The following is a 22,503-nucleotide window of genomic DNA, read 5'->3' as shown; positions in this document are numbered from 1 at the left end:
GTGTGAGCGTCCGGTCGTCAGTCGTCCCCGCCGGGAGCGGGCACGGGGTCCGTGCCGTCCCAGCGGGCCGCGCGCATGTCCAGGCGGGGTATGTGGCCCTTCGCGGCCCGCGGGGCCGGACGCAGCGGGGTGCCCTCCGCCCGGTAGTGCTCCAGGGCGCGCAGCTCGTGGCCCGGCAGCAGCCCGCCGTCGGCGCGGACCACGCGCCACCACGGCACGGCTCCGCCGTACAGGGCCATGACGTGGCCCACCTGCCGGGGGCCGCCCTCCCCCAGCCACTCGGCGACGTCCCCGTAGGTCATCACCCGCCCGGGCGGGATCCGCTCGGCGACGTCCAGCACCCGCTCCGCGTACGCGGGCAGCTCCTGGGCGTCGTCCGGATCGTGCGCGGTGTCCTTGCTCATCCGTCACATGGTGCCCCAGGGCACCGACAATCGCGGCCGGCGGGAGCGCGCCCGGGGGCGCTCGGAACGTCGAATTGCCCCCTCCTGCGCCCATGCGCGGGCTGCTCGTGCCACCATCATCCGGGCGGTGACTGGTGATACGAGATCAAAAAGAGACAGCCGGCGAACACGACGTGAGCGGGAACGGAGCCGCTCGCGCGGTCCCCGCTGCCTCCGGAGGCCCCCGGGACGGCTCTGCGGCCGGGGGTCCCACCACCGTGCCCCCGGCGCCTCCGGCGCATGACGACGTGGAGGACGTGGCCTTGACCGCGCCCGGTGACGCCCTCGGCGGTGAGACTCGCGCCACATCGACGCCCGCGCCGGCCGCGGCGGCCTCGGGGCTGCCGGACGAACCCGGTCCCGGCGGCACCTCCGGCACTCCCGGGGCCGGCACGGACGATCCGGCCGACGGCCCGGCGGACGGGCCGGAAGGCCCCGGCACCGCGGACGGGCCGCCTGCGCCGACAGGACCGGAGGCGGCCCAAGGACCGGAAGAACCCGAAAGCCCCGGCGCCACGGACGGACCGCGGCCCACCGCCGCCGGTCACAACGGCGGTGGTCACGACGCCGCCGGGCACGACGGCCCCGGGCACGACGAGGAATCCCGCACCGGCACCACCGCGCACACCGACCCCGTGGCACGGGACGAGCCGCTGCTGCCCGCCCGCGTGCACCGGCCCGTCGACCTCATGCGCCTGCTGTTCGGGCTCCTCGGCATCGCGATCGTGCTGATGATCGCGGGCTTCGCGCACGCGACCACCTCGGGGGTGGAGCAGGACATCGCCGAGGGCGCGACGCACGCGCCCGAGCCGCTGATCACGATCGCCGGGCTGCTGGCGACCGTGGCGGTGCTGATCGTGCCCGTGGCGTTCGCCGTGGAGCGGCTGATCAAGCGGGACGGGCTGCGCATCGCGGACGGCGTGCTGGCGGCGGTGCTGGCCCACGGTGTGTCGCTGGCGACCGACCTGTGGGTGTCGGACGCGGCGCCGGTGGCGATCCGGGACGCGCTGACCCGGGACGCGCCCGGCGGCGGGATCACCGACCCCGTCCACGGCTACCTCGCCCCGGTCATCGCCTACATGACCGCGGTCGGGATGGCCCGGCGCCCGCGCTGGCGGGTGGCGCTGTGGTTCGTCCTGGTCGTGGACTCCTTCGCGGTGCTGGTGGGCGGCTACACCACACCGTTCTCGATCATCGTGACCGTGCTCATCGGCTGGACGGTGGCGTACGGCACGCTCTACGCCGTCGGCTCGCCGAACGTCCGCCCCACCGGCCAGAACCTGCTCGCCGGTCTGCGCCGGGTGGGCTTCGCGCCGCTGACGGCGGTCCGCGCCGAGGACGAGTTCCCCGACGCGCCCGACTCGGACCGGGGCCGCCGGTACCTGGTGACCCTGGAGGACGGCCCGCTGCTCGACGTCACGGTCGTGGACCGCGAGCAGCAGGCGCACGGCTTCTTCTACCGCCTGTGGCGCCGTCTCCAGCTGCGCGGGATCACCCAGCGGCGCAATCTGCAGTCGCTGCGCCAGGCGCTGGAGCAGGAGGCGCTGCTCGCCTACGCGGCCATCGCCGCCGGCGCCAACGCCCCGCGGCTGATCGCCACCTCCGAGCTGGGCCCGGACGCCGTGATGCTGGTGTACGAGCACATGGGCGGCCGCTCGCTGGACGCGCTGTCGGACGAGGAGATCACCGACGAGGTGCTGCACGGCACCTGGGAGCAGGTGAAGGCGCTGCAGTCGCGCCGGATCGCGCACCGCAGGCTGGTCGGCGAGTCGCTCCAGATGGATCGTTCCGGCAAGGTCTTCCTGACGGATCTGCGCGGCGGTGAGATCGCCGCGGGCGACGTCGTCCTGCGCATGGACGTGGCGCAACTGCTCACCACCCTCGCACTGCGCGTCGGACCCGAGCGGTCGGTGGCCTCGGCGGTGGCCGTGCTGGGCCCGGACGCGGTCGCCGACTCCCTGCCGCTGCTGCAGCCCATCGCGCTGAGCCGCACCACCCGGGCGACGCTCAAGCAGCTCGCCAGGGAGCGGGCGCAGCGTGAGCGCGACGCCGTGCTGGCCGCCTCCCGGGCCGGCCGCGCGGACGGTGAGTCCGGCGGCAAGGAGACCAAGGCCGAGCGCCGGGCCGAGAAGAAGGCGCTCGAGGACGCCCTGGACGAGGCCCGCGAGGAGGATCTGCTCACCCGGATCCGCCACCAGGTGCTGCTCATCCGTCCTCAGGCCCCGGTGGAGCCGGTCCGGCTGGAGCGGGTACGCCCGCGCACGCTGATCAGCATCATCGCGGGCGCCTTCGCCGCGTACTACCTCCTCTCCCAGATCAGCAGCATCGACCCGGCGACTCTGCTGGCCGAGGCGAACTGGGCGTGGGTCGTCGTCGCCGTGCTGGCCTCCGCGCTCAGCTACATCGCGGCGGCGATGGCGCTGTCGGGCTTCGTGCCCGAGAAGCTCTCCTTCGTCCGCACGACGCTGGCGCAGATCGCCGGCTCGTTCGTGAAGCTGGTCGCCCCCGCGGCCATCGGCGGTGTGGCGCTCAACACGCGCTATCTGCAGAAGTCGGGCGTGCGCCCCGGTCTCGCGGTGGCCAGCGTGGGCGCCTCCCAGCTGGTCGGCCTCGGCTCGCACATCAGCCTGCTGCTGGTCTTCGGCTACATCACCGGCACCGAGAAGACGCCGTCCCTGTCGCCGTCCCGGACGGTGATGGCGGGCCTGCTGACGGCCGGAGTGCTCTTCCTGGTCGTCACCGCGGTCCCGCCGCTGCGGCGCTTCGTCTCCTCCCGGGTGCGGGCGCTGTTCGCCGGGGTGGTCCCGCGCATGCTGGACGTGCTCCAGCAGCCGGTGAAGGTGACCACGGGCATCGGCGGCACGCTGCTGCTGACCCTCGCCTTCGTGCTCTGCCTGGACGCGAGCATCCGCACCTTCCACGGCGAGGTCAACTTCGCGGCGATCGCCGTGGTCTTCCTCGCGGGCAACGCGCTGGGATCCGCCGCGCCCACCCCGGGCGGCCTGGGGGCGGTCGAGGGCGCGCTGATCGCCGGTCTGACCACCATCGGCCACCTCGACTCGGCGACGGCCACCTCCGCGGTGCTGCTGTTCCGGGTGCTGACCTTCTGGCTGCCGGTACTGCCCGGCTGGCTGGCGTTCACCCAGCTCACCCGGCGGCAGGCATTGTGACGCGGGCCCACTGACAGCGGATGTCAGTGGGCCGCCCGTACCGTCACCGGCCATGGACACCACGCACATCGTCGAGCTGCGGCAGTACACCGTGCGCCCCGGCGCCCGGGACACCCTGATCGAACTGTTCGAGCGCGAGTTCGTCACCGGCCAGGAGGCCGCCGGGATCCGGGTCGGCGGCCGCTTCCGCGACCTGGACGACCCGGACCGCTTCGTGTGGATGCGCGCCTTCCCGGACATGGCCGCCAGGACCCGCGCGCTGCACGCCTTCTACGACGGCCCCGTGTGGCGGGCGCACCGGGACGCGGCCAACGCCACCATGACCGACTCCGACGACGTCCTGCTGCTGCGCGGCCCCGGCTACCGCGTGCCGGACGACGCCGGACTGGTCGTCGCGACCGTCTGCCACCCCGCCGATCCGCCCGGTTTCACGCCCCCGGCCGCCGCCCGCGCCGTGCACCGCACCGAGCACGCGGCCAACGGCTTCCCGGCGCTGCCCGTCCGCACCGGCGAGGACGTCGTGGTCTGGTTCGCCGACCGCGCGGAGGCCGACGCATGCCCCGGGGAGCCCGCCCCGCCCGCCGGCTCGGAGCGGCGGCTGCTGCGGCCGCCGCAGCGGCTGAGGCTGGCCCCGGTGCGCGTCCGGGGCCCTCAGCGCAGGATGTCGCCGAGGTCGTAACCGACCGGCTCCTCCAGTTGCGCGTACGTGCAGTCGGCCGGGTCGCGGTCGGGACGCCAGCGCCGGAACTGCGCCGTGTGCCGGAAGCGGTCGCCCTGCATGTGGTCGTAGGCGACCTCCAGGACGCGCTCGGGCCGCAGCGGGATCCAGGACAGGTCCTTCCCGGCGCTCCAGCGGCTCTGGGCCCCGGGCATGCGGCCGCCCGGCTCGGCCTCGGCCCAGTCGGCCCAGGGGTGGCCCTCGGCGGACGCCATGCGCAGCGGCTCCAGTTCGGCGACGAGCTCCTCGCGGCGGCGCATGGCGAAGGAGGCGCAGACGCCGACGTGCTGGAGGCGGCCGGCGGCGTCGTGCAGGCCGAGCAGGAGGGAGCCGACGACGGGACCGGACTTGTGCCGGCGGTAACCGGCCAGCACGCAGTCGGCGGTGCGCTCGTGCTTGACCTTCACCATGACGCGTTCGTCGGGGCGGTAGCCGACGTCGGTGGGCTTGGCGACGACGCCGTCCAGTCCCGCGCCCTCGTACTGCTCGAACCACCGCCGGGCGAGCTCGATGTCGGTGGTGGCGGGGGCGACGTGGACCGGGGCCCGTGCCGTGCCGAGCGCGTCGACCAGGGCCTGTCGGCGCCAGGTCTGCGGATCCGCCATCAGGGAGCGGTCGCCGAGCGCGAGCAGGTCGAAGGCGACGAGGGAGGCGGGGGTGCGCTCGGCGAGTTGCCGGACGCGGGAGTCGGCGGGGTGGATGCGTTCCAGCAGCGCGTCGAAGTCCAGCCGGCCTTCGCGGGCGATGACGATCTCCCCGTCGATGACGCAGCGCGGCGGCAGTTCGGCCCGGACCGCCTCGACGACCTCCGGGAAGTAGCGGGTCAGGGACTTGCCGGTGCGGCTGCCGATCTCCACCTCGGCGCCGTCGCGGAAGACGATGGCGCGGAAGCCGTCCCACTTGCCCTCGTACAGCATGCCGGGCGGGATCGCGGCGGCCGACTTGGCGAGCATCGGCTTCACGGGCGGCATCACCGGCAGGTCCATGCCGCGATTGTCCGCCCGACAGGCGCCGTCCGCCCGTCGGGCCTACCGTGTCGGGGACGGGAGAGGCGGTGACGGGATGGCGGAGGCGGTCGAGCTGACCGTCGGCGAGCGGACGGTCCGGCTCTCCAACCCGGGCAAGGTGTACTTCCCGGAACGGGGCTTCACCAAGCTGGACGTGGCCCGCTACTACCTGGCGGTCGGCGACGGCGTCCTGCGGGCGCTGCGCGACCGGCCGACGACGATGGAGCGCTACCCGGACGGAGTGGACGGCGAGTCGTTCTTCCAGAAGCGCGCGCCCAAGAACACCCCGGACTGGATCCCCACCGGCCGGATCCGCTTCCCCTCCGGCCGCCACGCCGACGAGATCTGCCCGACCGAGACCGCCGCCGTCGTCTGGGGCGCCACCCTCGGCTGCCTCACCTTCCACCCCTGGCCGGTCCGGCGCGGCGACCTCGACCACCCCGACGAGCTGCGCATCGACCTCGACCCGCAGCCCGGCACCGACTTCGCCGACGCCGTGCGCGTCGCCGGGGAACTGCGCGGACTCCTGGAGGAACTGGGCCTGCGCGGCTGGCCCAAGACCTCCGGCGGGCGCGGTCTGCACGTGTTCGTCCCCATCGAGCCGGAGTGGACCTTCACGGAGGTGCGCCGGGCCGCCATCGCTCTCGCGCGCGAGATGGAACGGCGGATGCCCGGGCAGGTCACCAGCGCGTGGTGGAAGGAGGAGCGCGGCGAGAAGATCTTCGTCGACTACAACCAGACCGCGCGCGACCGCACCATCGCCTCCGCCTACTCCGTGCGGCCCAAGCCGAACGCCCCGGTCTCCGCGCCGCTGCGCTGGGAGGAGGTGCCGGAAGTCCACCCGCGCGACTTCGACCTGGCCACCATGCCCGGGCGGTACGCGGAACTGGGGGACGTGCACGCCGGCATGGAGGAGCACCCCTTCCGACTGGACGCCGTCCTGGAGCTGGCCGAGCGCGACGAACGCGACCGCGGGCTCGGGGACATGCCGTACCCGCCGGACCACCCCAAGATGCCCGGGGAGCCGCCGCGGGTGCAGCCGAGCCGGGCCAGGAACAAGCCGGGGCACGCGGGGAACGAGGACTGACGCGGGCGGCACGACCCCTTCCCACCGCGACCACGCTGACGCATCATCAGGCGCATGCCCGCGCCCCGACCCGTGCCCCTGGACGAGTACCCGGTCCACCAGATCGCCCGTTCCATGCGCCACGTCGCGACCGGTGACCGCAACGCCTACGACCGTTCGATCTTCCACTTCTTCGACCACGAGGGCCGGGCCCTGCTCGTCACCGGCCTCGGCGTCTACCCCAACCTCGGTGTGACCGACGCCTACGCGACCCTGACCCGCGGCACCTCGATGCTCGCGGTGCGCGCCTCCGACGCGCTCGGCGAGGACCGCATGCGGCAGCACGTCGGGCCGCTGCGCGTCGACGTCCTGGAGCCGCTGAAGCGGCTCCGGCTGACCTGCGACGACGAGTTCCTCTCGTACGACCTGGAATGGGAGGCCGCCTTCCCGGCCGTCGAGGAGCCGCACCACGCCCAGTACCGGGGCGGCCGACTCTTCCTGGAGGCCAGCCGCTTCGTCCAGGCCGGCACCTGCCACGGTGTCGTCCGCACCGGCGCCGGCGAGGAGATCCGCGTCGAGCGCGGCCGCTGGACGGCGACCCGCGACCGCAGCTGGGGGGTGCGTCCGGTGCCCGGCGAGAGCCCGGGACGCGCCGAGGAGGAGCACCGCCCGGCGGGTTTCCACTGGCTGTGGATACCGATCCGGTTCGACGACCGCTTCGTGATGGTCATCGCCCAGGAGGACGCCGACGGCTACCGCTCCCTGGACGAGGCGCTGCAGGTCACCGAGCACGGCCCTGACCGGCAACTGGGCCGCGCCCAGGTCGACATCGCCTACCGGGAGGGCACCCGCACGCCGGTCTCGGCCGTCGTCCACCTCGACGGCGGGAAGATCGAGGCCGAGGTGCTGGTCTCCAGCCCGCTCGCCGTCGGCGCCGGCTACCCGCCCGCCCGCGACTGGCAGCACGGCGAGTGGAAGGGCCGCGGCTGGCTCGACCGCCGTGCGTATGACCTGACGGATCCGGCGGTCATGGCGCCCGCCGCGTACGGAGTCACCGACCACGCCGCGCGTTTCGCCTGGGACGGCCGGGTCGGCTACGGCATCTTTGAGCACGGCAGCTTCGGCCGCCACACCCCCAGCGGCTTCACCGGTCAGGAGGCCATGTGACCACGGTGCGCACCACCACCCGCGACCCCCAGCTGCTGCGCAGCCGCCTCGACGAGTGGCTGGCCGCGAAGCACCCCGGCGCCCACAGCCGCGGCGTGCACCTCCCCTCCGCGAACGGGCTGTCGAGCGAGACCGTCCTGTTCGACCTCGCCGTCCCCCACCCCTCGGGCACCGCGCGCCAGCGCATCCGGCCCTGCGTGCTGCGACTGGCCGGCGACCCCGACGCCTACACCGTCTTCCCGACGTACGACATGGCCGCGCAGTACCGCGTCATGCAGACGGTCGCCGTCCGCACCCGTGTCCCCGTGCCGGAGCTGCTGTGGCTGGAGCCCGACCCGGGACCGCTCGGCGCGCCCTTCTTCGTCATGGAGCGCGTCCCCGGGCGCGTCCCGCCGGACGTCATGCCCTACACCTACGGCGGCAACTGGCTCTTCGACGCCTCCGAGGAGGACCAGGGGCGGCTGGAGCGTTCGACGGTGCGCGTCCTCGCCGAGCTCCACACCGTCCCCGGCGAGGGGACGCTGCGCGCGCACGTCGACGCCCAACGCGCCTACTACGAGTGGGTCGTCGGCGCGGTGGCCCGCTCCCCCCTCATCGAGCGCGGCTTCGCCTGGCTGGAGAAGCACTGGCCCGTCGATCCCGGCCCGTCCGTGCTCAGCTGGGGCGACGCGCGGGTCGGCAACATCGTCTACGACGCCGACTTCGCCCCCGCGGCCGTCCTCGACTGGGAGATGGCCTCCTCCGGTCCCCGCGAACTCGACCTCGCCTGGCTGGTGTACCTGCACCGCTTCTTCCAGGACCTCACCGTCACCGCCGGATTCCCCGGCATGCCGGACTTCCTGGACCGCGACCGGGTCGCCGCGACCTATGCCGAGCTCACCGGGCACACCCCGCGCGACCTGGACTTCCACCTCCTGTACGCCGCCCTGCGGCATGCCGTCGTGATGCTGCGCGTCGGCCACCGCCAGGTGCACTTCGGGGAGCGCGAGATGCCCGCCGACCCGGACGCGCTGATCCTGCACCGGGACACGCTGGAGGCGATGATGGACGGCCGCCACCGCTGAGCCTCCCGGAGGCCGGGCGCGGGCCGGACACAGACGGCCCCGCGCCCGGCACCGCGGCACTCCGCACGGCGGGCGGCGCCCCTGGGCACCCCGGGGCGCCCACGGCGTACGACACGCGCGGCAGCGGCCGGGGGCCCGCCGGCGGGACCGTACGACCTGCGGCCGGACGTCATCCATGCCACCCTGACGGAGGAACGGGATGACGATATTCACCCGTTTGTCATGTCGTGCACCGCCGTGTCCGGGTCCCGGCTGCCACCCTCGATCGGGAGGGGACCCGCGCCGTCGTGAGGAGTACGCATGCACCACAGCCTCGCTCGCACCGTCACGGCGGCCGCACTGCTGGGAGTCTCCGGGTTCGTCACCATGCCGGCCCACGCGGCGCCCGAGGCTCTCCCCTCCCCCACGGTCTTCGCCCACCGCGGCGCCTCCACCGAGGCCCCCGAGAACACCCTGGCGGCCGTGCGCCGGGCCCATGAGCAGCACATCACATGGATCGAGAACGACGTCCAGCGCACCAAGGACGGAGCCCTGGTCGTCATCCACGACACGACGCTCGCCCGAACGACCGACGTCGAGCAGGTCTTCCCGGACCGCTCCCCCTGGCGCGTCGCCGACTTCACCCTCGCCGAGATCCAGCGGCTCGACGCCGGGGGCTGGTTCGCCCCTCGCTACCGCGGCGAACACATCCCCACCCTTCTGGACTACCTGACCCTCCTCGACCGCAACCGGCAGGGCCTGCTGCTGGAGCTCAAACAGCCCGACCTCTACCCCGGCATCGAGAAGCAGACCATCGCCACCCTCGCCCGGGCCGGCTGGCTCGACGCGGACCACCTCACCGGACGCCTGGTCATCCAGAGCTTCAGCGCCCCCGCCCTGCGCCGCACCCACGAACTGCGCCCGGCCGTCGAGACCGGCTTCCTGGGCAGTCCCCCGGTGTCGCGCCTGAAGGAGTACGCGGCCTTCGCCGACCAGATCAACCCCGACGAGAAGAACGTCACCTTCGCCTACGTGACGGCCGTCCACGGCCTCAGGGGCCCCGACGGCAAGCCGCTGCGCGTGAACGCCTGGACGGTCGACGACCTCACCACGGCCATCCGCATGGCGGCCCTCGGCGCCGACGGCATCATCACCAACCGCCCCGACGTGATCCGCAACGGCGTGCAGTGACCCCACCGGGGGCAGAGGAGGCCCGTTGAACCGCCCGGCCGGCCGCGACGTACCAGTCACCATGGGTGACACCGCGTCGCCGACACCGGAAGAAGGGCCGAACGATCCCCGTGGACTCGAGCCGTCTGGTCAGCAGCGCTCCCGCATCGCCCGCATCGCCCGCGCCGACGGCGCGCGGGGACGGGGCGCGCGAAGCGCACGGCCGGCGGGAAGTGCCGGGCCTCGAAGGTCTCCGCGGCCTGGCCGCGCTGTATGTGCTCCTGTTCCACTGCTGGCTCTACACGTTCCCGGGGTATCCCGACAGTTCGGCACCGTGGTGGCTGGACGGGCTCATGTACGGCCGGCTCGCCGTCGTCTTCTTCCTGATCCTGTCCGGCTTCTCCCTGGCCGTCTCCCCGGCGCGCGCGGGCTGGCGACTGGGCGGCGTCGGCCCCTTCCTGCGGCGCCGGGCCTGGCGCATCCTCCCGCCGTACTGGGCGGCGCTCGCCATGAGCCTGGTCATCGCCTGGTTCGTGGTGCCGGCCTCGCATTTCGGGCCGCCCACCGGTGCGACGGTCCTGGTGTACGGCCTCGTGGCCCAGGACGTGTTCACCGCGCCGACGCCGAACGGCACGTTCTGGTCGATCGGCGTGGAGGCGGAGCTCTACCTCCTCTTCCCGTTCCTCCTGCTGCTCCGGCGGCGGCTGGGCGCCGTGGTGCTGGTCGCGGGCGTGACGCTGCCGGTCGTCGCCCGCGGCCTGATGGCGGCGAACGCGTCACCGGTGGAGGGGAGCAACTGGCTCACTCCGCATCTCGCCCCGGTGTTCGCGGCCGGTCTGGTGGGCGCGGGGATCGTCGTCGCCTCGGACCGGGTCCGGCGGCTGCCCTGGCACGGCTTCGCCGTGCTGGCCGCCGTGCCGGTCGCGGCTCTCGTCGCCGTCAAAGGCGCGGTCTGGACGGTGGACCACTACTTCTGGGTGGATCTCGCCGTCGCGCCCGCCATGACGATGCTGATCGCCGCGGTGGCCACCGGCAAACCCGCCTTCCTGCTACGACTGCTGACGGCGCGTCCCGTTCGCGGCCTCGGCGACATCTCGTACAGCCTCTACCTCGTCCATCTGCCCATCGTCATGACCGTCATCAGGCGCGTCGCACCGCACTTCGTGGCACCCGGGCTGCCCACGTTCTGGTTCACCCTGGTCCTGGCGCTGCCCGCCTCGGTGCTGGGGGCGTGGCTGTTCGCCCGGATCTTCGAGCTGCCCTTCAAGCGGAACCGCTCCTGGAAGTCCCTGCTCGCGCAGGTCCGTTCGCGGGCCGCAGCCACGGGGCCGCGCGGGCCCGCCGAGGCCACGCCCGCGGGTCCGTGAGGTCCGTGAGGTCCGGCCGGGGCGACGGCGAAGGCCCACGGCTCCGAGGGTTCGGAAGCCGTGGGCCTCTGCGATACCGCCGGGCGGCGGAAGGACGGCCTAGTACACCGGCTTGTCCGGCTCGATCGTGTTGACCCAGCCGATCACGCCGCCGCCGACGTGGACCGCGTCGGCGAAGCCCGCGGACTTCAGGACGGCGAGGACCTCGGCGGAGCGGACACCGGTCTTGCAGTGCAGGACGATCTTCTTGTCCTGCGGGAGGTCCTGGAGGGCGTTGCCCATCAGGAACTCGTTCTTGGGGACCAGGCGGGCGCCCGGGATGGAGACGATCTCGTACTCGTTGGGCTCGCGAACGTCGATGATGTCGATGTTCTCGCCGTCGTCGATCCACTCCTTGAGCTGCTTGGGAGTGATCGTCGACCCCATCGCCGCCTCCTGCGCCTCCTCGGAGACGACACCGCAGAAGGCCTCGTAGTCGATGAGCTCGGTGACGGTCGGGTTCTCGCCGCACACCGCGCAGTCCGGGTCCTTGCGGACCTTGACCTGGCGGTACTGCATCTCCAGGGCGTCGTAGATCATCAGCCGGCCGACCAGCGGCTCGCCGGTGCCGGTGAGGACCTTGATGGCCTCGGTGACCTGGATGGAGCCGATGGACGCGCACAGCACGCCCAGGACGCCGCCCTCGGCGCAGGACGGGACCATGCCCGGCGGCGGGGGCTCGGGGTAGAGGCAGCGGTAGCAGGGGCCGTGCTCGGACCAGAAGACCGACGCCTGGCCGTCGAAGCGGTAGATGGAGCCCCAGACATACGGCTTGTTCAGCAGCACGCACGCGTCGTTGACCAGGTAGCGGGTCGCGAAGTTGTCCGTGCCGTCGACGATCAGGTCGTACTGGCTGAAGATGTCCATCACGTTGTCGGCCTCGAGCCGCTCTTCGTGAAGGACCACGTTGACGTACGGGTTGATGCCCTTGACGCTGTCGCGGGCGGACTCCGCCTTGGAGCGGCCGATGTCCGCCTGGCTGTGGATGATCTGGCGCTGCAGGTTGGACTCGTCGACCTCGTCGAACTCCACGATGCCGAGCGTGCCGACACCGGCGGCGGCCAGGTACATCAGGGCGGGCGAACCGAGACCGCCGGCGCCCACACAGAGCACCTTGGCGTTCTTCAGCCGCTTCTGCCCGTCCATCCCCACATCGGGGATGATCAGGTGGCGGGAGTACCTGCGGACCTCGTCGACGGTGAGCTCGGCGGCCGGCTCGACCAGGGGTGGCAGCGACACGGGGACTCCGTTTGTCGATCGATCACTATGGTGGTTCTCCCCGTAACACTGCCACGCCCCTCTTCATTCCGAGACCGCCGTCCCGAAAGACGAGACGGATTCTGGTCACATGCTGGGCGGCGGCTGGCGGCGCAGCATGCGCGAGGCCTCGTCCCAGTAACCCGGCAGGCCGTCCCAGGCCGCGTGGTCGGTGCGGTCGGTGAAGTAGACCGTCGCCGCGCCCTGCCAGCGGGCGATCCGCATGGCGTTCTCCAGGTGCGGGGCCGGAACGCCGTGCACCAGGTGGCAGAAGCGCTCCGGCGGGTGGGCGGCGGTCCACTCCGGGGCCTCCGACCAGCGGTACTGCGTCCACGGCCCGGCGAAGGTCACCAGCTGGTCGGCGGCCTCGGCGTAGCCCTCGTACGGATGGCAGCCGTGGCCCAGCACGATGTGCCCCGTGCTGCCGCCCTCCACGCTCAGCAGCGCGCGCAGGGTGGTGATCACCCGCCGGCAGTCCGGCAGCTCCGTGCTGGTCGTCGGGGCGCGGTCGAGATAGAAGCCGTCGACGCGGTACCAGTCGAGGAAGCGGTGCGCGTCCGCGACCAGCTGGCCGAAGGGGCGCGCCCCGTGACGCGTGTCCAGGTAGCCCAGCACGGGCACCGCCGCGTCGCGCAGCCGGGCGCACGCTTCGATGTAGAGGGGGTCGACCCGCGCGCCGGGGCCGCGCGCCGCGTTGAGGACCACCCAGTGCATCGGGGCCCCGGGCCGGGCGAGTTCGGCCCATTCGGCCGGGGCGACCAGCGGGTGGGCGTAGGCGGGGACCCCGAAGCCCAGTCCGTCACAGCGGTCGATCGGCCTGCGCAGGCCGCTCGGTGTCACACGCGGCATGCCGCCTCCATCCAGACGTCGGCCAGGGATTCCTCGAGGGCGATGCGCGGACGCCATCCGAGGCGGTCGCGGGCGGTGCGGACGTCGGCCTGCTGCCAGGCGCCGCAGCCGTCCGGGTAGTGGGGGTGGCTGCCGCCGTTCGCCATGAGGTGCGGATCCTCGACCTCGTGAAGGGCGCCCGCGTAGCCGGCGGCGTTGGCCAGGGCTGCGGCCACCTCACGGAGCGGTACGGCGCGGCCCGTGCCGATGTTGACCAGGCCCTGGGCGGCGGAGAGCGAGGCCGCGTGCACGGCGCGCGCCACGTCGCGTACGTCCACGAAGTCCCGCTGCACACCGAGGCCGGTCAGCTTGAGCTCGCCGTCGCCCGTCTGCATGGCCCGGCGCATCGCCTCCGCGAGCCGCCCGATCGGCGAGGCGGTGGGCGTGCCGGGGCCGACCGGGGTGAAGACGCGCAGCACGACCGCGTCGAGCCCCGAGCCGAGCACCAGTTCCGTCGCGGCGAGCTTGCTCACCCCGTAGGGGCCGCCCGGCCGGGGCACGGCGTCCTCGGCCGTCGAGGAACCGGTGGGCGAGGGCCCGTACTCCGCCGCGCAGCCCACCTGCACCAGCCGGGCGGAGGTGGCGCTGCGGCGCATCGCCTCGCACACGGTCGCGACCGCGATCGTGTTGTGCCGGGTCAGGTCGCGGGCGCCGCCGCGGGTGGCACCCGAGCAGTTGATCACCACCCCGGGGTGGACCGCGTCCATGAAGCGCGCCAGCGCGCCGGGGCTTCCGGAGGCCAGGTCGAAGCGCACGTCGGCGTCGTCGCTGCGGCCGAGCGCGGTCAGCTGGACCGCGGGGTCGGCCAGCAGCCGTTCCGCCACATGGCGGCCGACGAATCCGTTGGCGCCGAGCAGGAGGACTCTCATAGCGAGCGCCTCCGCTGCGCGTGCCGCGGCCGGGGGTGCGGGTGGTTCATCGTGGTTCGCTCCTTGGCTACTTCTTCGGAACTGCGGGGTGTGCCGGACCGCTCCGGCCGCCGCTGCCCGCTCATCGCGGCGCCGCCGCGGTCGTGTGCGCCGAGGCGCGCGAGAGCGTGGTCAGGGCGTGGGCCGCCAGCGCCAGGGCGGCGGCCGTGCAGGCCAGGGCGGGTATGGCCGCCGGGGCGAGGGGGAACCGGTGCAGCAGGTCGGCGGTGAGGGCCACGGCCTCGACGGCACAGGCCAGCCCGGTGCCGATGGCGGCCGGGTCGGGGTGGCCGTGCACCGCGAGCAGACGGGCGGTGAACAGCAGCAGCGCCAGCGCGGCCGGCCCGGCCAGCGCGGCGGGTGCGAGGGGGGCGCCCACCACGGCCCGCGCGGCGCACAGCAACGTGAGCACGGCGGCGAGGAAGAGCGCGAGCGTGCCCGCCAGCAGCGGCCGGACGGCCCCACCGAACTCCTCCAGGGTGCGGCTGCGCAGCAGATGCCCGCGGGCCGCCGTGGCGAAGCGGTGGGCGCACCAGGCCGCCGGGGCCAGGGACAGCGCGAGCGCGGTGAGCTCCGCGGCGTCGGCGGCGGGCAGCACGCCCCCGGCGAAGCCGTCGGCGGCGCGCGGCCCGTACAGCCAGAAGACCACCAGCCAGCACGTCCACAGCGCCCCGCCGGGACCGGTGCCGTAGGGGACGCTCAGCGGGCCGCGACGCAGGGCCGCCGGCAGCGCGAGCAGCAGCAGCGGCACGGCCACGGCCGCGACCACCAGCGGCGGCAGCACCCCCAGGGCCCAGGCGGCGGCCGCGCAGACGGCCGGCGGGAGGAGGGTGGGCAGCAGGGACGGGCGGTGCGCGGACGGGCCGGCGGGGGCCGGCGCGACGGCACGGGGCACCCGCGCGTAGAGCTCCTCGGCGAGGGAGAAGACGTCGCGGTGCCGGAAGCCGGCCGCGACCCGGTCGGTGACGCCCTGCGCCTCCAGTCCCGCCACGATCTCCAGAGGGTCCACGGCCTCGGCGCACAGCTCCCGGTGACGGTGCATCAGCCCGCGTACGGGGTCGGCGGGGCCGCGCTTGCGGGAGCCGTTCCTGCGGGGACCGGTTTCGGCCTCCTGTGCCTGGCTCATGCGCGGTCCTGCCTCTCGGCTCCGGCGTACGCCGGCTCGCGGGCGGCGACCGCCCAGGCGGGTACGGCCGTCCACCGGCCGGGGACGCGGGACTCGGCGGGCGTGCCGAAGGGGACGGGCGTGCCGTCCTGGTCGCGCAGCGGGGTGCGGCGGCCGGGCGCGTGGGCCACGAGGTCGAGGTAGATCTCACCGAAGGCGGCCAGGTTCCGCTCGACGGTGAAGAGTTCCAGAGCGCGTTCGCGGGCGGCGGCGCCGAGCCGCCGGCGCCGCTCGGGGTCGCGCAGCAGGGCGACGCACGCCTCGGCGAGCGCCTTCGGGTTGCGCGGCGGCACGACGAGGCCGGTGCCGCCGATCACCTCCCGTACGGCGCCGGCGTCCGTCGAGACGGTGGACCGGCCGCAGAACATGGCCTCGACCAGGGTGACCGGGAATCCCTCGACGACGCTGGAGAGCACCACCACATCCCCGGCCGCGTACGCGTCGGGCAGTTCCGGGGCGCCCGGCGAGCCCAGATCCTCGAAGGCGACCGGGCTCTCCCCCGCGCTGACGGCGTCGGCCGCCTCGTCCGGGAACAGCTGCGCCGCCAGGGCCCGGCACTGCGCCAGGTACGCGGGGTCGCCCTCGCCGGAGCGGATGACGCGCAGCCGTGCTCCGGGCTCCTCCCTGCGCACCTCCCCGAAGGCGTGCAGCAGCCCGATCAGGTCCTTGCCGGGGTCGACTCGGCCGACCCAGACCAGCGTGGGATCGCCGCCCTCCGCCTCGGCGGCGGGCTCGGGGACCGGCCCCTGGTATCCCGGGTAGACCGTGCGCACGCGGTCCCGTTCGGCGCCGCAGTGCTCCTGCCAGCGGCGCGCGTGGGCGTTGCCGGGGGTGACGAGGGCGGCCCGGCGGTACGCCTCGCCCGCCAGGTGTTGGTGGAAGGCGGCGAGCAGGGCGCGTACGGGGGCGGGCAGGCCGGCCGCGCGGTGCAGCAGCAGGGTCTCGCGCAGCCGTACGCCGTACTCGGTGACCAGCAGCGGCGTACCGAAGAACCGTTTGGCCAGGAGCCCGGGCAGCAGCGCGGTGCCGCCCGTCACGGCGTGGCAGAGGTCGGCGGTGGCGAGCGCGTCGCCGAAGTCGTCGTACCAGGGGGCGGAGAGCGGCCGCAGCACGCGCTCCAACTGGTCGGCGGCGAGCAGGAGATCGCCGACCCCCGCCTCGGCGACGAGGGGGCGCGCGCCGGGCGCCCGGCAGACCTCCTGCAGCACCCGCATCGCGTGCTCGGAACGGAGCAGCGAGGGGAAGCCGCCGTCCTCGCGGGCGAGTTCGGCGAGACCGTAGAGCGCGGAGGCGAAACGGTCCGCCACACCGTTGGTCCCGGCGTCCCCCGCCAGCACCCCGGCCAGGTCGCGGTACAGCTCCAGCGCCTGCGCCCGCCGGCGGCGCGCCTTCCCGGGCACGACCCCCCCGGCCCCCGGCGCCGGCCCCCACAGCGGCAGCGCGCGCACGTCCCGCACCTGGGACGGCAGCGCCACCAGGCCTGCGGCCTCGGCCCGTTCGCTCCTGCCGAGCGCGTACACCGCGAACTCGTGGCCGGCGAGCCCGCGCACGAGCCGGTCGACCCAGCCGCCCCCCTCGCCACGGGCGTACGGATAACCACCCTCCGCGAGTAATGCGATACGCACGTCTGCCCCCTCTCGGCACCGGTCTGTTCGGGCGCGATGACCGTATTCCGGCGAAGTGGGCCCACGGCGGACGGTTGTCCGCCGTGCCACCGAAAGGGGTGAAGAGGAGTGACTTTCCCCGGCGTTGCGCGTTGTGACCGGGTAGACGTTCGCCGGGGAACCTCCGGGGGAACGGGGCGCCTCCGGCGCGACCCGACCCGGACCACCCGGCCCACCCGGCCCGCGCCCGTGCATGGCCGCCGCCGCGCGCCGCGCCCCTTTCACCCCCGCACGTTCCGTCGGCCCCTGTTATCGTGGCCGGCATGAAGCGCGCCGCCATGACGACGACGCCGGAGAGTGTCCCGGCGCGCTGACCCATGTCATGACAAGCCCCGGGGCGAGTGCCCCGGGGCTTTCGTCTGCGGTCACTCGCCCGCTGTCCGCGAGGAGACCGCCATGCACGACCACCGCAGACTCGGCCGCGAGCTCGGACTGTTCGACACCGACCCGCTGATCGGCGCGGGGCTCCCCTACTGGCTGCCCGACGGCGCCGCCGTCCGGCACGCGCTGGAGGAGTACATCCGCGACGCCGAGCGCCGGGCCGGCTACCGGCACGTGTACTCGCCCGTGCTCGGCAAACGCGAGCTGTACGAGATCTCCGGGCACTGGGCGCACTACAGCGACGACATGTTCCCCCCGATGGAGCTCGGCGGCGAGCAGGTCGTCCTGCGGCCCAGCCTCTGTCCCCACCACGCGCTGATCTACCGCTCGCGCTCCCGCAGCCACCGCGAACTGCCGCTGCGCATGGCCGAACTCGGCGGGATGTACCGCTCCGAGCTGTCCGGCGTGCTCGGCGGGCTCACCCGGGTACGGGCCATCCAGCTGAACGACGCCCACATCTTCTGCACCCTCGACCAGGTCGCCGAGGAGGCGCGGGGCGCCTTGGAGATGATCGGCCGGGCGTACCGCGCCCTGGGCATCACCCCGGTGCGCCACCGGCTCTCCCTCCCCGGGCCCGGCGGCAAGTACGTCGCCGCTCCCGAGCTGTGGGAGCGGTCCACCGCCCTGCTGACCGAGGTCCTGGACGGCTCCGGACTGCCGTACGAGGCGGCCGAGGGCGAGGCCGCGTTCTACGGGCCCAAGATCGACGTGCAGGTGGCCGACGGCGTGGGCCGCGAGGCCACCCTGTCCACCGTGCAGGTCGACTTCCACCAGCCCCGGCAGTTCGATCTGCACTACATCGGCGCCGACGGCGCGAAGCACCGGCCGGTCATGGTGCACCGCAGCATCATCGGCAGCGTCGAGCGGGCCGTGGCGCACCTGCTCGAGCGGCACGGCGGGGCGTTCCCCGCCTGGCTCGCCCCCACCCAGGTGGCGGTCCTCCCGGTCGCGGAGGCGCAACTGCCCGTGGCCGAGGCAGTGGTGCGCCGCTGTCTCGACCTGGGCCTGCGCGCGGACCTCGCCGCCCCGGACCGCGGCACCCTCGGGGCGCGCGTCCGGGAGGCCCGGCTCGTGCCCTACCAGGCCGTCATCGGCCCGCGGGAGGCCGCGGACGACCGGATCGCCCTCCGCCTCCGCGACGGCCGCCGTCTTCCGCCGCAGCCCGCCGGCGCCGTCCTCGACCGTGTCCGCGCGCTGGTGGACGCCCACGGCACCGAGCTGTGGGACGGCCCGGCCGATGCGGCCTGACCGCACCCGGCGGGGCCCGACCCGGCGCGACCGGGCCCCGCCGGGGTGGGACCTCGCGGCCGGGCACGGCCCGGTGGGCGCGGGTGCGCCCCGCCGTCCCGCGCCGCGGGAGGCCGTACCCGGCCGCCCCGGCCGCCCCCGGCGTTCGCCCGCGCCCCCGCGGGGCGCGCCGCTCAGACGGTCGCGAGCGCGCCCCGCCGGGCGGCGCGCCGTGCGGCGGACTCGGCCGGATCGAGCACGGGGACCGCCGCCAGCAGCCCCCGGGTGTAGGGGTGCTCCGGCGCGTCGTAGACCCGCGCGGCCGGTCCGTGCTCGACGACCCGGCCCGCCCGCATCACCGCGACCTCGTCGCTGACCTGGCGCACCACGGCCAGATCGTGGGCGATGAACACCAGCGCCAGGCCCAGCTCCCGCTGCAGCTCGCCGAGGAGCCCGATGACCTGCGCCTGCGTCGTGACGTCGAGTGCCGACACCGGCTCGTCGCAGACGATCAGCCGCGGCTGGGGCGCCAGCGCCCGCGCGATCCCGACCCGCTGCCGCTGCCCGCCGCTGAACTCGTGCGGATAGCGGTCGTACCAGGCGGGGTCGAGCCCGACCCGCTCCAGCAGCTCCCGTACCCGCCGGCCGATCGCGGCGTCGTCGAGGACGCCGGCCGTCCGCAACGGGTCCGCGACCGACTCGCCGATGCTGCGCCGGGGGTTGAGCGAGGAGACCGGGTCCTGGAAGACCATCTGCAGGCCGGACGGGCCCGCGGGCCGGCGGATCTCGCCCGCGGTGGGCTCCAGCAGCCCGACGAGCATGCGCCCGAGGGTGGTCTTGCCGCTGCCGGACTCCCCGACGACGCCGAGGGTCTCCCCAGCGCGCACCGTCAGCGAGACGTCGTCGACGGCCGCGAAGCGGGCGCCGCGCCGTCCGTACTCCCGGCGCAGTCCGACGGCCTCCAGCAGGACCTCACCGGTCCCGCCGGACGCGCCGGACCCGGCAGGCGCGGCGGACCCGGTGGGCGCGGCAGCCGCAGGCGCCGCCTCCACGCGGGGCACGGCCGCCAGCAGATCGCGGGTGTACGTCTGCCGCGGCGCGCCCAGCACCTCGGCGACCGGGCCGTGCTCGACCGCGCGGCCGTCCTTCATGACCAGCACCCGGTCCACGCTGCCGGCCACCACGCCCAGGTCGTGGGTGACCAGCAGCAGTCCCATGCCGGTCTCCTGGCGCAGTTCGTGGAGCAGGTCGAGGATCTGCGCCTGGACGGTCACGTCGAGCGCGGTCGTCGGCTCGTCGGCGACGAGCAGCCGCGGCTCGCACGCGAGGGCCATGGCGATGAGCGCGCGCTGCCGCATGCCGCCGCTGAACTCGTGCGGACGGGACCGCGCGCGGCGCCGCGCGTCGGGGATGCCCACCCGGTCCAGCACCTCCACCGCGCGGTCCCGGCCGGCGCGGCGCGAGGCCCCGGCGTGGTGGACCCGGTACACCTCGGCGATCTGGTCGCCGACGGCGTAGTAGGGGTCCAGCGAGGACAGCGGGTCCTGGAAGACCATGGCGGCCACCCCGCCGCGCAGCCGCCGCAGTTCGCGCTCCCCCGCGGAGCCGACGTCGACCCCGGCGACCCGCACCGAGCCGCCGATCGCCGCCCCGGTCCCGTGGTGCAGGCCCAGCAGGGCGTAGGCGGTGGCGCTCTTGCCGCTGCCGGACTCGCCGACGACGCCGAGCGCGCCGCCCGGCTCCAGGGAGAAGGAGAGCCCGTCCACGGCGCGGACGGTGCCCGCGCCGGTGGGGAAGTCGATCGTGAGGTCCTCGACCTCGATCAGCGGTGACGTCATGCCAGCACCACCCGTCGGTCGGCCATCGCGTACAGGACATCCGCGACGGCGTTGGCGAGCACCACGAAGAATCCGGTGACCAGCACGAGCCCGACGACGACCGGCAGGTCCTCGGTCTTCACCGCGTCCACGAGGCTCTTCCCGAGCCCCGGGATGCCGAAGAGGGACTCGGTGAGCACCGCGCCGCCGAACATCGTCCCCAGGTCCAGCGCGGTCAGCGCGATGACCGGCGGCAGGGCCCCGCGCAGCGCGTGCCGCGTGATGACGGAGCGCTCGCGGACGCCGTAGGCGCGGAAGGTGCGCACATGGTCCTCGGCCAGCGTCTCCAGCATGGAACTGCGGGTCAGGCGGGCGTACTTGGCGCTCTCCAGGATGGCCAGGGCGAGCCAGGGCAGCACCAGGTTCCACGCCCACTGCTCGGGGTCCTCGGTCAGCGGGACATACGACGGGAAGGGCAGCCAGCCCAGCACCGAGACGAACAGCAGCATCAGCAGGATGCCGATGACGAAGACGGGCACCGCGTTGCCGGCGAGGGTGAGCCCGGTGAGCAGCCGTTCGGTGAGCCCGCCGTGGCGCAGCGCCGAGAGCACCCCGGTGCCGACCCCGATGACCAGCCAGAGCACCATGGCGCCCAGCGAGAGCGAGGCGGTGGCCGGCAGCCGCTGGGCGAGCAGGGAGGTGACCTGCTCGCCGCTCTGGTACGAGAAGCCCAGGCACGGGGCGCCGCAGTGCTCGGTGCCGACGCCGGTGCTGATGTCGGTGCCGGCGAACAGGCCGTGCAGGAAGTGGGCGTACTGCGCGTAGGCCGGGTCGTCCAGGCCGAGCTGGGTACGCACCTGGGCGACCTGGTCGGCGGTGCACTTGGGCCCGCAGGCCAGCCGCGCCGGGTCGCCGGGCAGGACGTAGAAGAGGGCGTAGACCGCGATGCTCAGCACGAGCAGCACCAGCAGGGCCGCCAGCAGCCGGCGCAACGCGAAACGGGTGAGGAGGATCATGACCGCGCCTCCTTGCGCCTGCGGGCCGGCGACCGCAGGCGGCTGCCGGCGCGCGGGTCCAGGGCGGTGCGCACACCGTCGCCGAGCGCGGTGAAGGCGAGGACGGTGACGAAGATCAGGCCGGCGGGCAGCAGCACGTACGTCGGATCGGCCTGGTACCAGGTGGTCGCGGAGGAGAGCATCTGTCCCCAGGAGGGCGTGGGCGGCTTGACGCCGATGCCGAGGAAGGACAGTCCGGCCTCCGACGCGATGTTGGAGGGGACCAGCAGCGCGCTGTAGGTCACCACGGGCGCGGCCAGCGACGGCAGCAGTTCGCGGCGCGCGATCCGCCACCGGCCGGCGCCGCCGAGCCGGGCGGCGGCCACGTAGTCGAGGGACTTCAGGCTCAGGGTCTGCGCCCGGACGATGCGGGAGGTGCCGCCCCAGCCGAGCAGGCCGAGGACGAGGACCAGCAGCACCGGACGCGGGAAGCCGGCGGGGACGATCGCCAGCAGGGCGATGGAGAAGACCAGGGTGGGCAGCGCCAGCATGACGTCGGTGGTCCGGCTGAGCAGGTTGTCCAGGAAGCGGTTGCCGAGGCCGGCGGCGAGGCCGACCGCGACGCCGATGGTCACCTGCACGACGGTGGCGGCGAGGCCGATGCCCAGGGAGATCCGCGCGCCGTACACGAGACGGGCGAACAGGTCGCGCCCGGTGCCGGGTTCGACGCCGAGCCAGTGGTCGGCGCTCACGCCGCCGAAGGAGCCGATCGGAACGCCGCCGAGGGCGGAGTCGACGGCCGAGGCGTGGTAGGCGTCCGGGTCCTGGCCCTCCAGGGCGGCCAGCAGCGGGGCGGTGAGGGCCACCAGGACGAGCAGGGCGATCACGGCGACGCCGGCGAGGGCCGCGCGCTGGGCGCGCAGCCGCCGCCAGACCTGCCGGGCGGCGGCGCCCCGCGCGCGGGTGTGGGGGGGCGCCGCGGCGCGGGGCGGCGGCGTGTCGGAGGGGGGA

At 74.4% G+C, this 22,503-nt stretch carries 18 protein-coding genes; 8 read left to right on the top strand and 10 right to left on the bottom strand.

The window, feature by feature from the left end; genetic code table 11:
- Positions 1–17: 17 nt before the first annotated feature.
- Positions 18–404, bottom strand: a complete 387-nt coding sequence (locus AB0F62_RS15860) for an MGMT family protein (RefSeq protein ID WP_361798031.1) — start codon at positions 402–404, stop codon at positions 18–20.
- A 302-nt stretch (positions 405–706) separates the two neighbouring features.
- Between AB0F62_RS15860 and AB0F62_RS15855 the strand changes: the two genes are divergently transcribed.
- Positions 707–3,613, top strand: coding sequence for a lysylphosphatidylglycerol synthase domain-containing protein (locus tag AB0F62_RS15855; protein ID WP_361798028.1), 2,907 nt, complete (start codon positions 707–709; stop codon positions 3,611–3,613).
- 52 nt (positions 3,614–3,665) lie between these two features.
- The gene (locus AB0F62_RS15850; RefSeq protein ID WP_361798025.1) at positions 3,666–4,292 is read left to right on the top strand and encodes an NIPSNAP family protein; all 627 of its coding nucleotides are present in this window, start codon (positions 3,666–3,668) and stop codon (positions 4,290–4,292) included.
- Here AB0F62_RS15850 and AB0F62_RS15845 read toward each other — a convergent pair.
- Entirely contained in the window at positions 4,265–5,317 is a 1,053-nt protein-coding gene (locus AB0F62_RS15845) for an ATP-dependent DNA ligase (protein ID WP_361798022.1), read from the bottom strand. The two genes, AB0F62_RS15850 and AB0F62_RS15845, sit on opposite strands and share 28 nt — an antisense overlap.
- Before the next feature lie 76 nt (positions 5,318–5,393).
- Between AB0F62_RS15845 and ligD the strand changes: the two genes are divergently transcribed.
- The 5 genes from ligD to AB0F62_RS15820 all read left to right on the top strand — a co-directional run bounded on the left by ligD (position 5,394) and on the right by AB0F62_RS15820 (position 11,151).
- Positions 5,394–6,425, top strand: coding sequence for a non-homologous end-joining DNA ligase (gene ligD / locus AB0F62_RS15840; protein ID WP_361798019.1), 1,032 nt, complete (start codon positions 5,394–5,396; stop codon positions 6,423–6,425).
- Between the two features lie 54 nt (positions 6,426–6,479).
- Entirely contained in the window at positions 6,480–7,571 is a 1,092-nt protein-coding gene (locus tag AB0F62_RS15835; RefSeq protein WP_361798016.1) for a hypothetical protein, read from the top strand.
- On the top strand, positions 7,568–8,635 hold the full coding sequence (locus AB0F62_RS15830) for a phosphotransferase family protein (protein WP_361798013.1): 1,068 nt from the start codon (positions 7,568–7,570) through the stop codon (positions 8,633–8,635). Before AB0F62_RS15835 ends, AB0F62_RS15830 begins: the two co-directional genes overlap by 4 nt.
- A gap of 300 nt (positions 8,636–8,935) precedes the next feature.
- Complete coding sequence (locus AB0F62_RS15825; protein WP_361798011.1) at positions 8,936–9,805, top strand: glycerophosphodiester phosphodiesterase family protein; 870 nt, start codon at positions 8,936–8,938, stop codon at positions 9,803–9,805.
- A 110-nt stretch (positions 9,806–9,915) separates the two neighbouring features.
- Complete coding sequence (locus tag AB0F62_RS15820) at positions 9,916–11,151, top strand: acyltransferase (protein ID WP_361798008.1); 1,236 nt, start codon at positions 9,916–9,918, stop codon at positions 11,149–11,151.
- 99 nt (positions 11,152–11,250) lie between these two features.
- Here AB0F62_RS15820 and moeZ read toward each other — a convergent pair whose 3' ends face one another.
- The 5 genes from moeZ to AB0F62_RS15795 form a co-directional block, all read right to left on the bottom strand.
- Positions 11,251–12,429 (bottom strand): adenylyltransferase/sulfurtransferase MoeZ, encoded by a 1,179-nt coding sequence (moeZ, locus tag AB0F62_RS15815; protein WP_361798005.1) that lies wholly within the window; start codon positions 12,427–12,429, stop codon positions 11,251–11,253.
- Positions 12,430–12,534: 105 nt separating this feature from the next.
- The gene (locus AB0F62_RS15810) at positions 12,535–13,296 is read right to left on the bottom strand and encodes a spherulation-specific family 4 protein (protein ID WP_361798003.1); all 762 of its coding nucleotides are present in this window, start codon (positions 13,294–13,296) and stop codon (positions 12,535–12,537) included.
- Positions 13,284–14,204, bottom strand: coding sequence for an NAD-dependent epimerase/dehydratase family protein (locus tag AB0F62_RS15805; protein WP_361798000.1), 921 nt, complete (start codon positions 14,202–14,204; stop codon positions 13,284–13,286). The genes AB0F62_RS15810 and AB0F62_RS15805 overlap by 13 nt, the downstream gene beginning before the upstream one ends.
- Positions 14,205–14,325: 121 nt before the next feature.
- Entirely contained in the window at positions 14,326–15,369 is a 1,044-nt protein-coding gene (locus tag AB0F62_RS15800; RefSeq protein WP_361797997.1) for a hypothetical protein, read from the bottom strand.
- Positions 15,366–17,033, bottom strand: a complete 1,668-nt coding sequence (locus tag AB0F62_RS15795) for a DUF3492 domain-containing protein (RefSeq protein WP_361797994.1) — start codon at positions 17,031–17,033, stop codon at positions 15,366–15,368. The genes AB0F62_RS15800 and AB0F62_RS15795 overlap by 4 nt, the downstream gene beginning before the upstream one ends.
- 336 nt (positions 17,034–17,369) lie before the next feature.
- On the opposite strand from AB0F62_RS15795, the gene thrS reads away from it, so the two are divergent.
- Positions 17,370–18,701: a threonine--tRNA ligase gene (gene thrS, locus AB0F62_RS15790; RefSeq protein WP_361797991.1), complete on the top strand. Its 1,332-nt coding sequence runs from the start codon at positions 17,370–17,372 to the stop codon at positions 18,699–18,701.
- A gap of 173 nt (positions 18,702–18,874) precedes the next feature.
- Here thrS and AB0F62_RS15785 read toward each other — a convergent pair whose 3' ends face one another.
- From AB0F62_RS15785 to AB0F62_RS15775, 3 genes are all read right to left on the bottom strand, one after another.
- Positions 18,875–20,518 carry an ABC transporter ATP-binding protein gene (locus tag AB0F62_RS15785; protein WP_361797988.1) on the bottom strand — a complete coding sequence of 548 codons (1,644 nt, stop codon included), beginning with the start codon at positions 20,516–20,518 and terminating at the stop codon, positions 18,875–18,877.
- Positions 20,515–21,513 (bottom strand): ABC transporter permease, encoded by a 999-nt coding sequence (locus AB0F62_RS15780; RefSeq protein ID WP_361797985.1) that lies wholly within the window; start codon positions 21,511–21,513, stop codon positions 20,515–20,517. Before AB0F62_RS15780 ends, AB0F62_RS15785 begins: the two co-directional genes overlap by 4 nt.
- Positions 21,510–22,503 (bottom strand): ABC transporter permease (locus tag AB0F62_RS15775; protein ID WP_361797982.1); only part of this gene is annotated, 994 nt, incomplete at its 5' end. The genes AB0F62_RS15775 and AB0F62_RS15780, both read right to left, overlap by 4 nt.

The sequence above is a fragment of the Streptomyces sp. NPDC026673 genome (genome assembly GCF_040638135.1).
GTDB lineage: Bacteria > Actinomycetota > Actinomycetes > Streptomycetales > Streptomycetaceae > Actinacidiphila.
Note: the sequence above shows the minus strand (reverse complement) of the source record. Positions and strands in the feature narration are given on the sequence as shown.

What these genes read in the sequence shown, in the direction of transcription:
- AB0F62_RS15860 (WP_361798031.1), bottom strand. Translation starts at nt 404, where the DNA reads ATGAGCAAGGACACCGCGCACGATCCGGACGACGCCCAGGAGCTGCCC.
- AB0F62_RS15850 (WP_361798025.1), top strand. Translation starts at nt 3,666, where the DNA reads ATGGACACCACGCACATCGTCGAGCTGCGGCAGTACACCGTGCGCCCC.
- AB0F62_RS15845 (WP_361798022.1), bottom strand. Translation starts at nt 5,317, where the DNA reads ATGGACCTGCCGGTGATGCCGCCCGTGAAGCCGATGCTCGCCAAGTCG.
- ligD (WP_361798019.1), top strand. Translation starts at nt 5,394, where the DNA reads ATGGCGGAGGCGGTCGAGCTGACCGTCGGCGAGCGGACGGTCCGGCTC.
- AB0F62_RS15835 (WP_361798016.1), top strand. Translation starts at nt 6,480, where the DNA reads ATGCCCGCGCCCCGACCCGTGCCCCTGGACGAGTACCCGGTCCACCAG.
- AB0F62_RS15825 (WP_361798011.1), top strand. Translation starts at nt 8,936, where the DNA reads ATGCACCACAGCCTCGCTCGCACCGTCACGGCGGCCGCACTGCTGGGA.
- AB0F62_RS15810 (WP_361798003.1), bottom strand. Translation starts at nt 13,296, where the DNA reads ATGCCGCGTGTGACACCGAGCGGCCTGCGCAGGCCGATCGACCGCTGT.
- AB0F62_RS15805 (WP_361798000.1), bottom strand. Translation starts at nt 14,204, where the DNA reads ATGAGAGTCCTCCTGCTCGGCGCCAACGGATTCGTCGGCCGCCATGTG.
- AB0F62_RS15800 (WP_361797997.1), bottom strand. Translation starts at nt 15,369, where the DNA reads ATGAGCCAGGCACAGGAGGCCGAAACCGGTCCCCGCAGGAACGGCTCC.
- AB0F62_RS15785 (WP_361797988.1), bottom strand. Translation starts at nt 20,518, where the DNA reads ATGACGTCACCGCTGATCGAGGTCGAGGACCTCACGATCGACTTCCCC.
- AB0F62_RS15780 (WP_361797985.1), bottom strand. Translation starts at nt 21,513, where the DNA reads ATGATCCTCCTCACCCGTTTCGCGTTGCGCCGGCTGCTGGCGGCCCTG.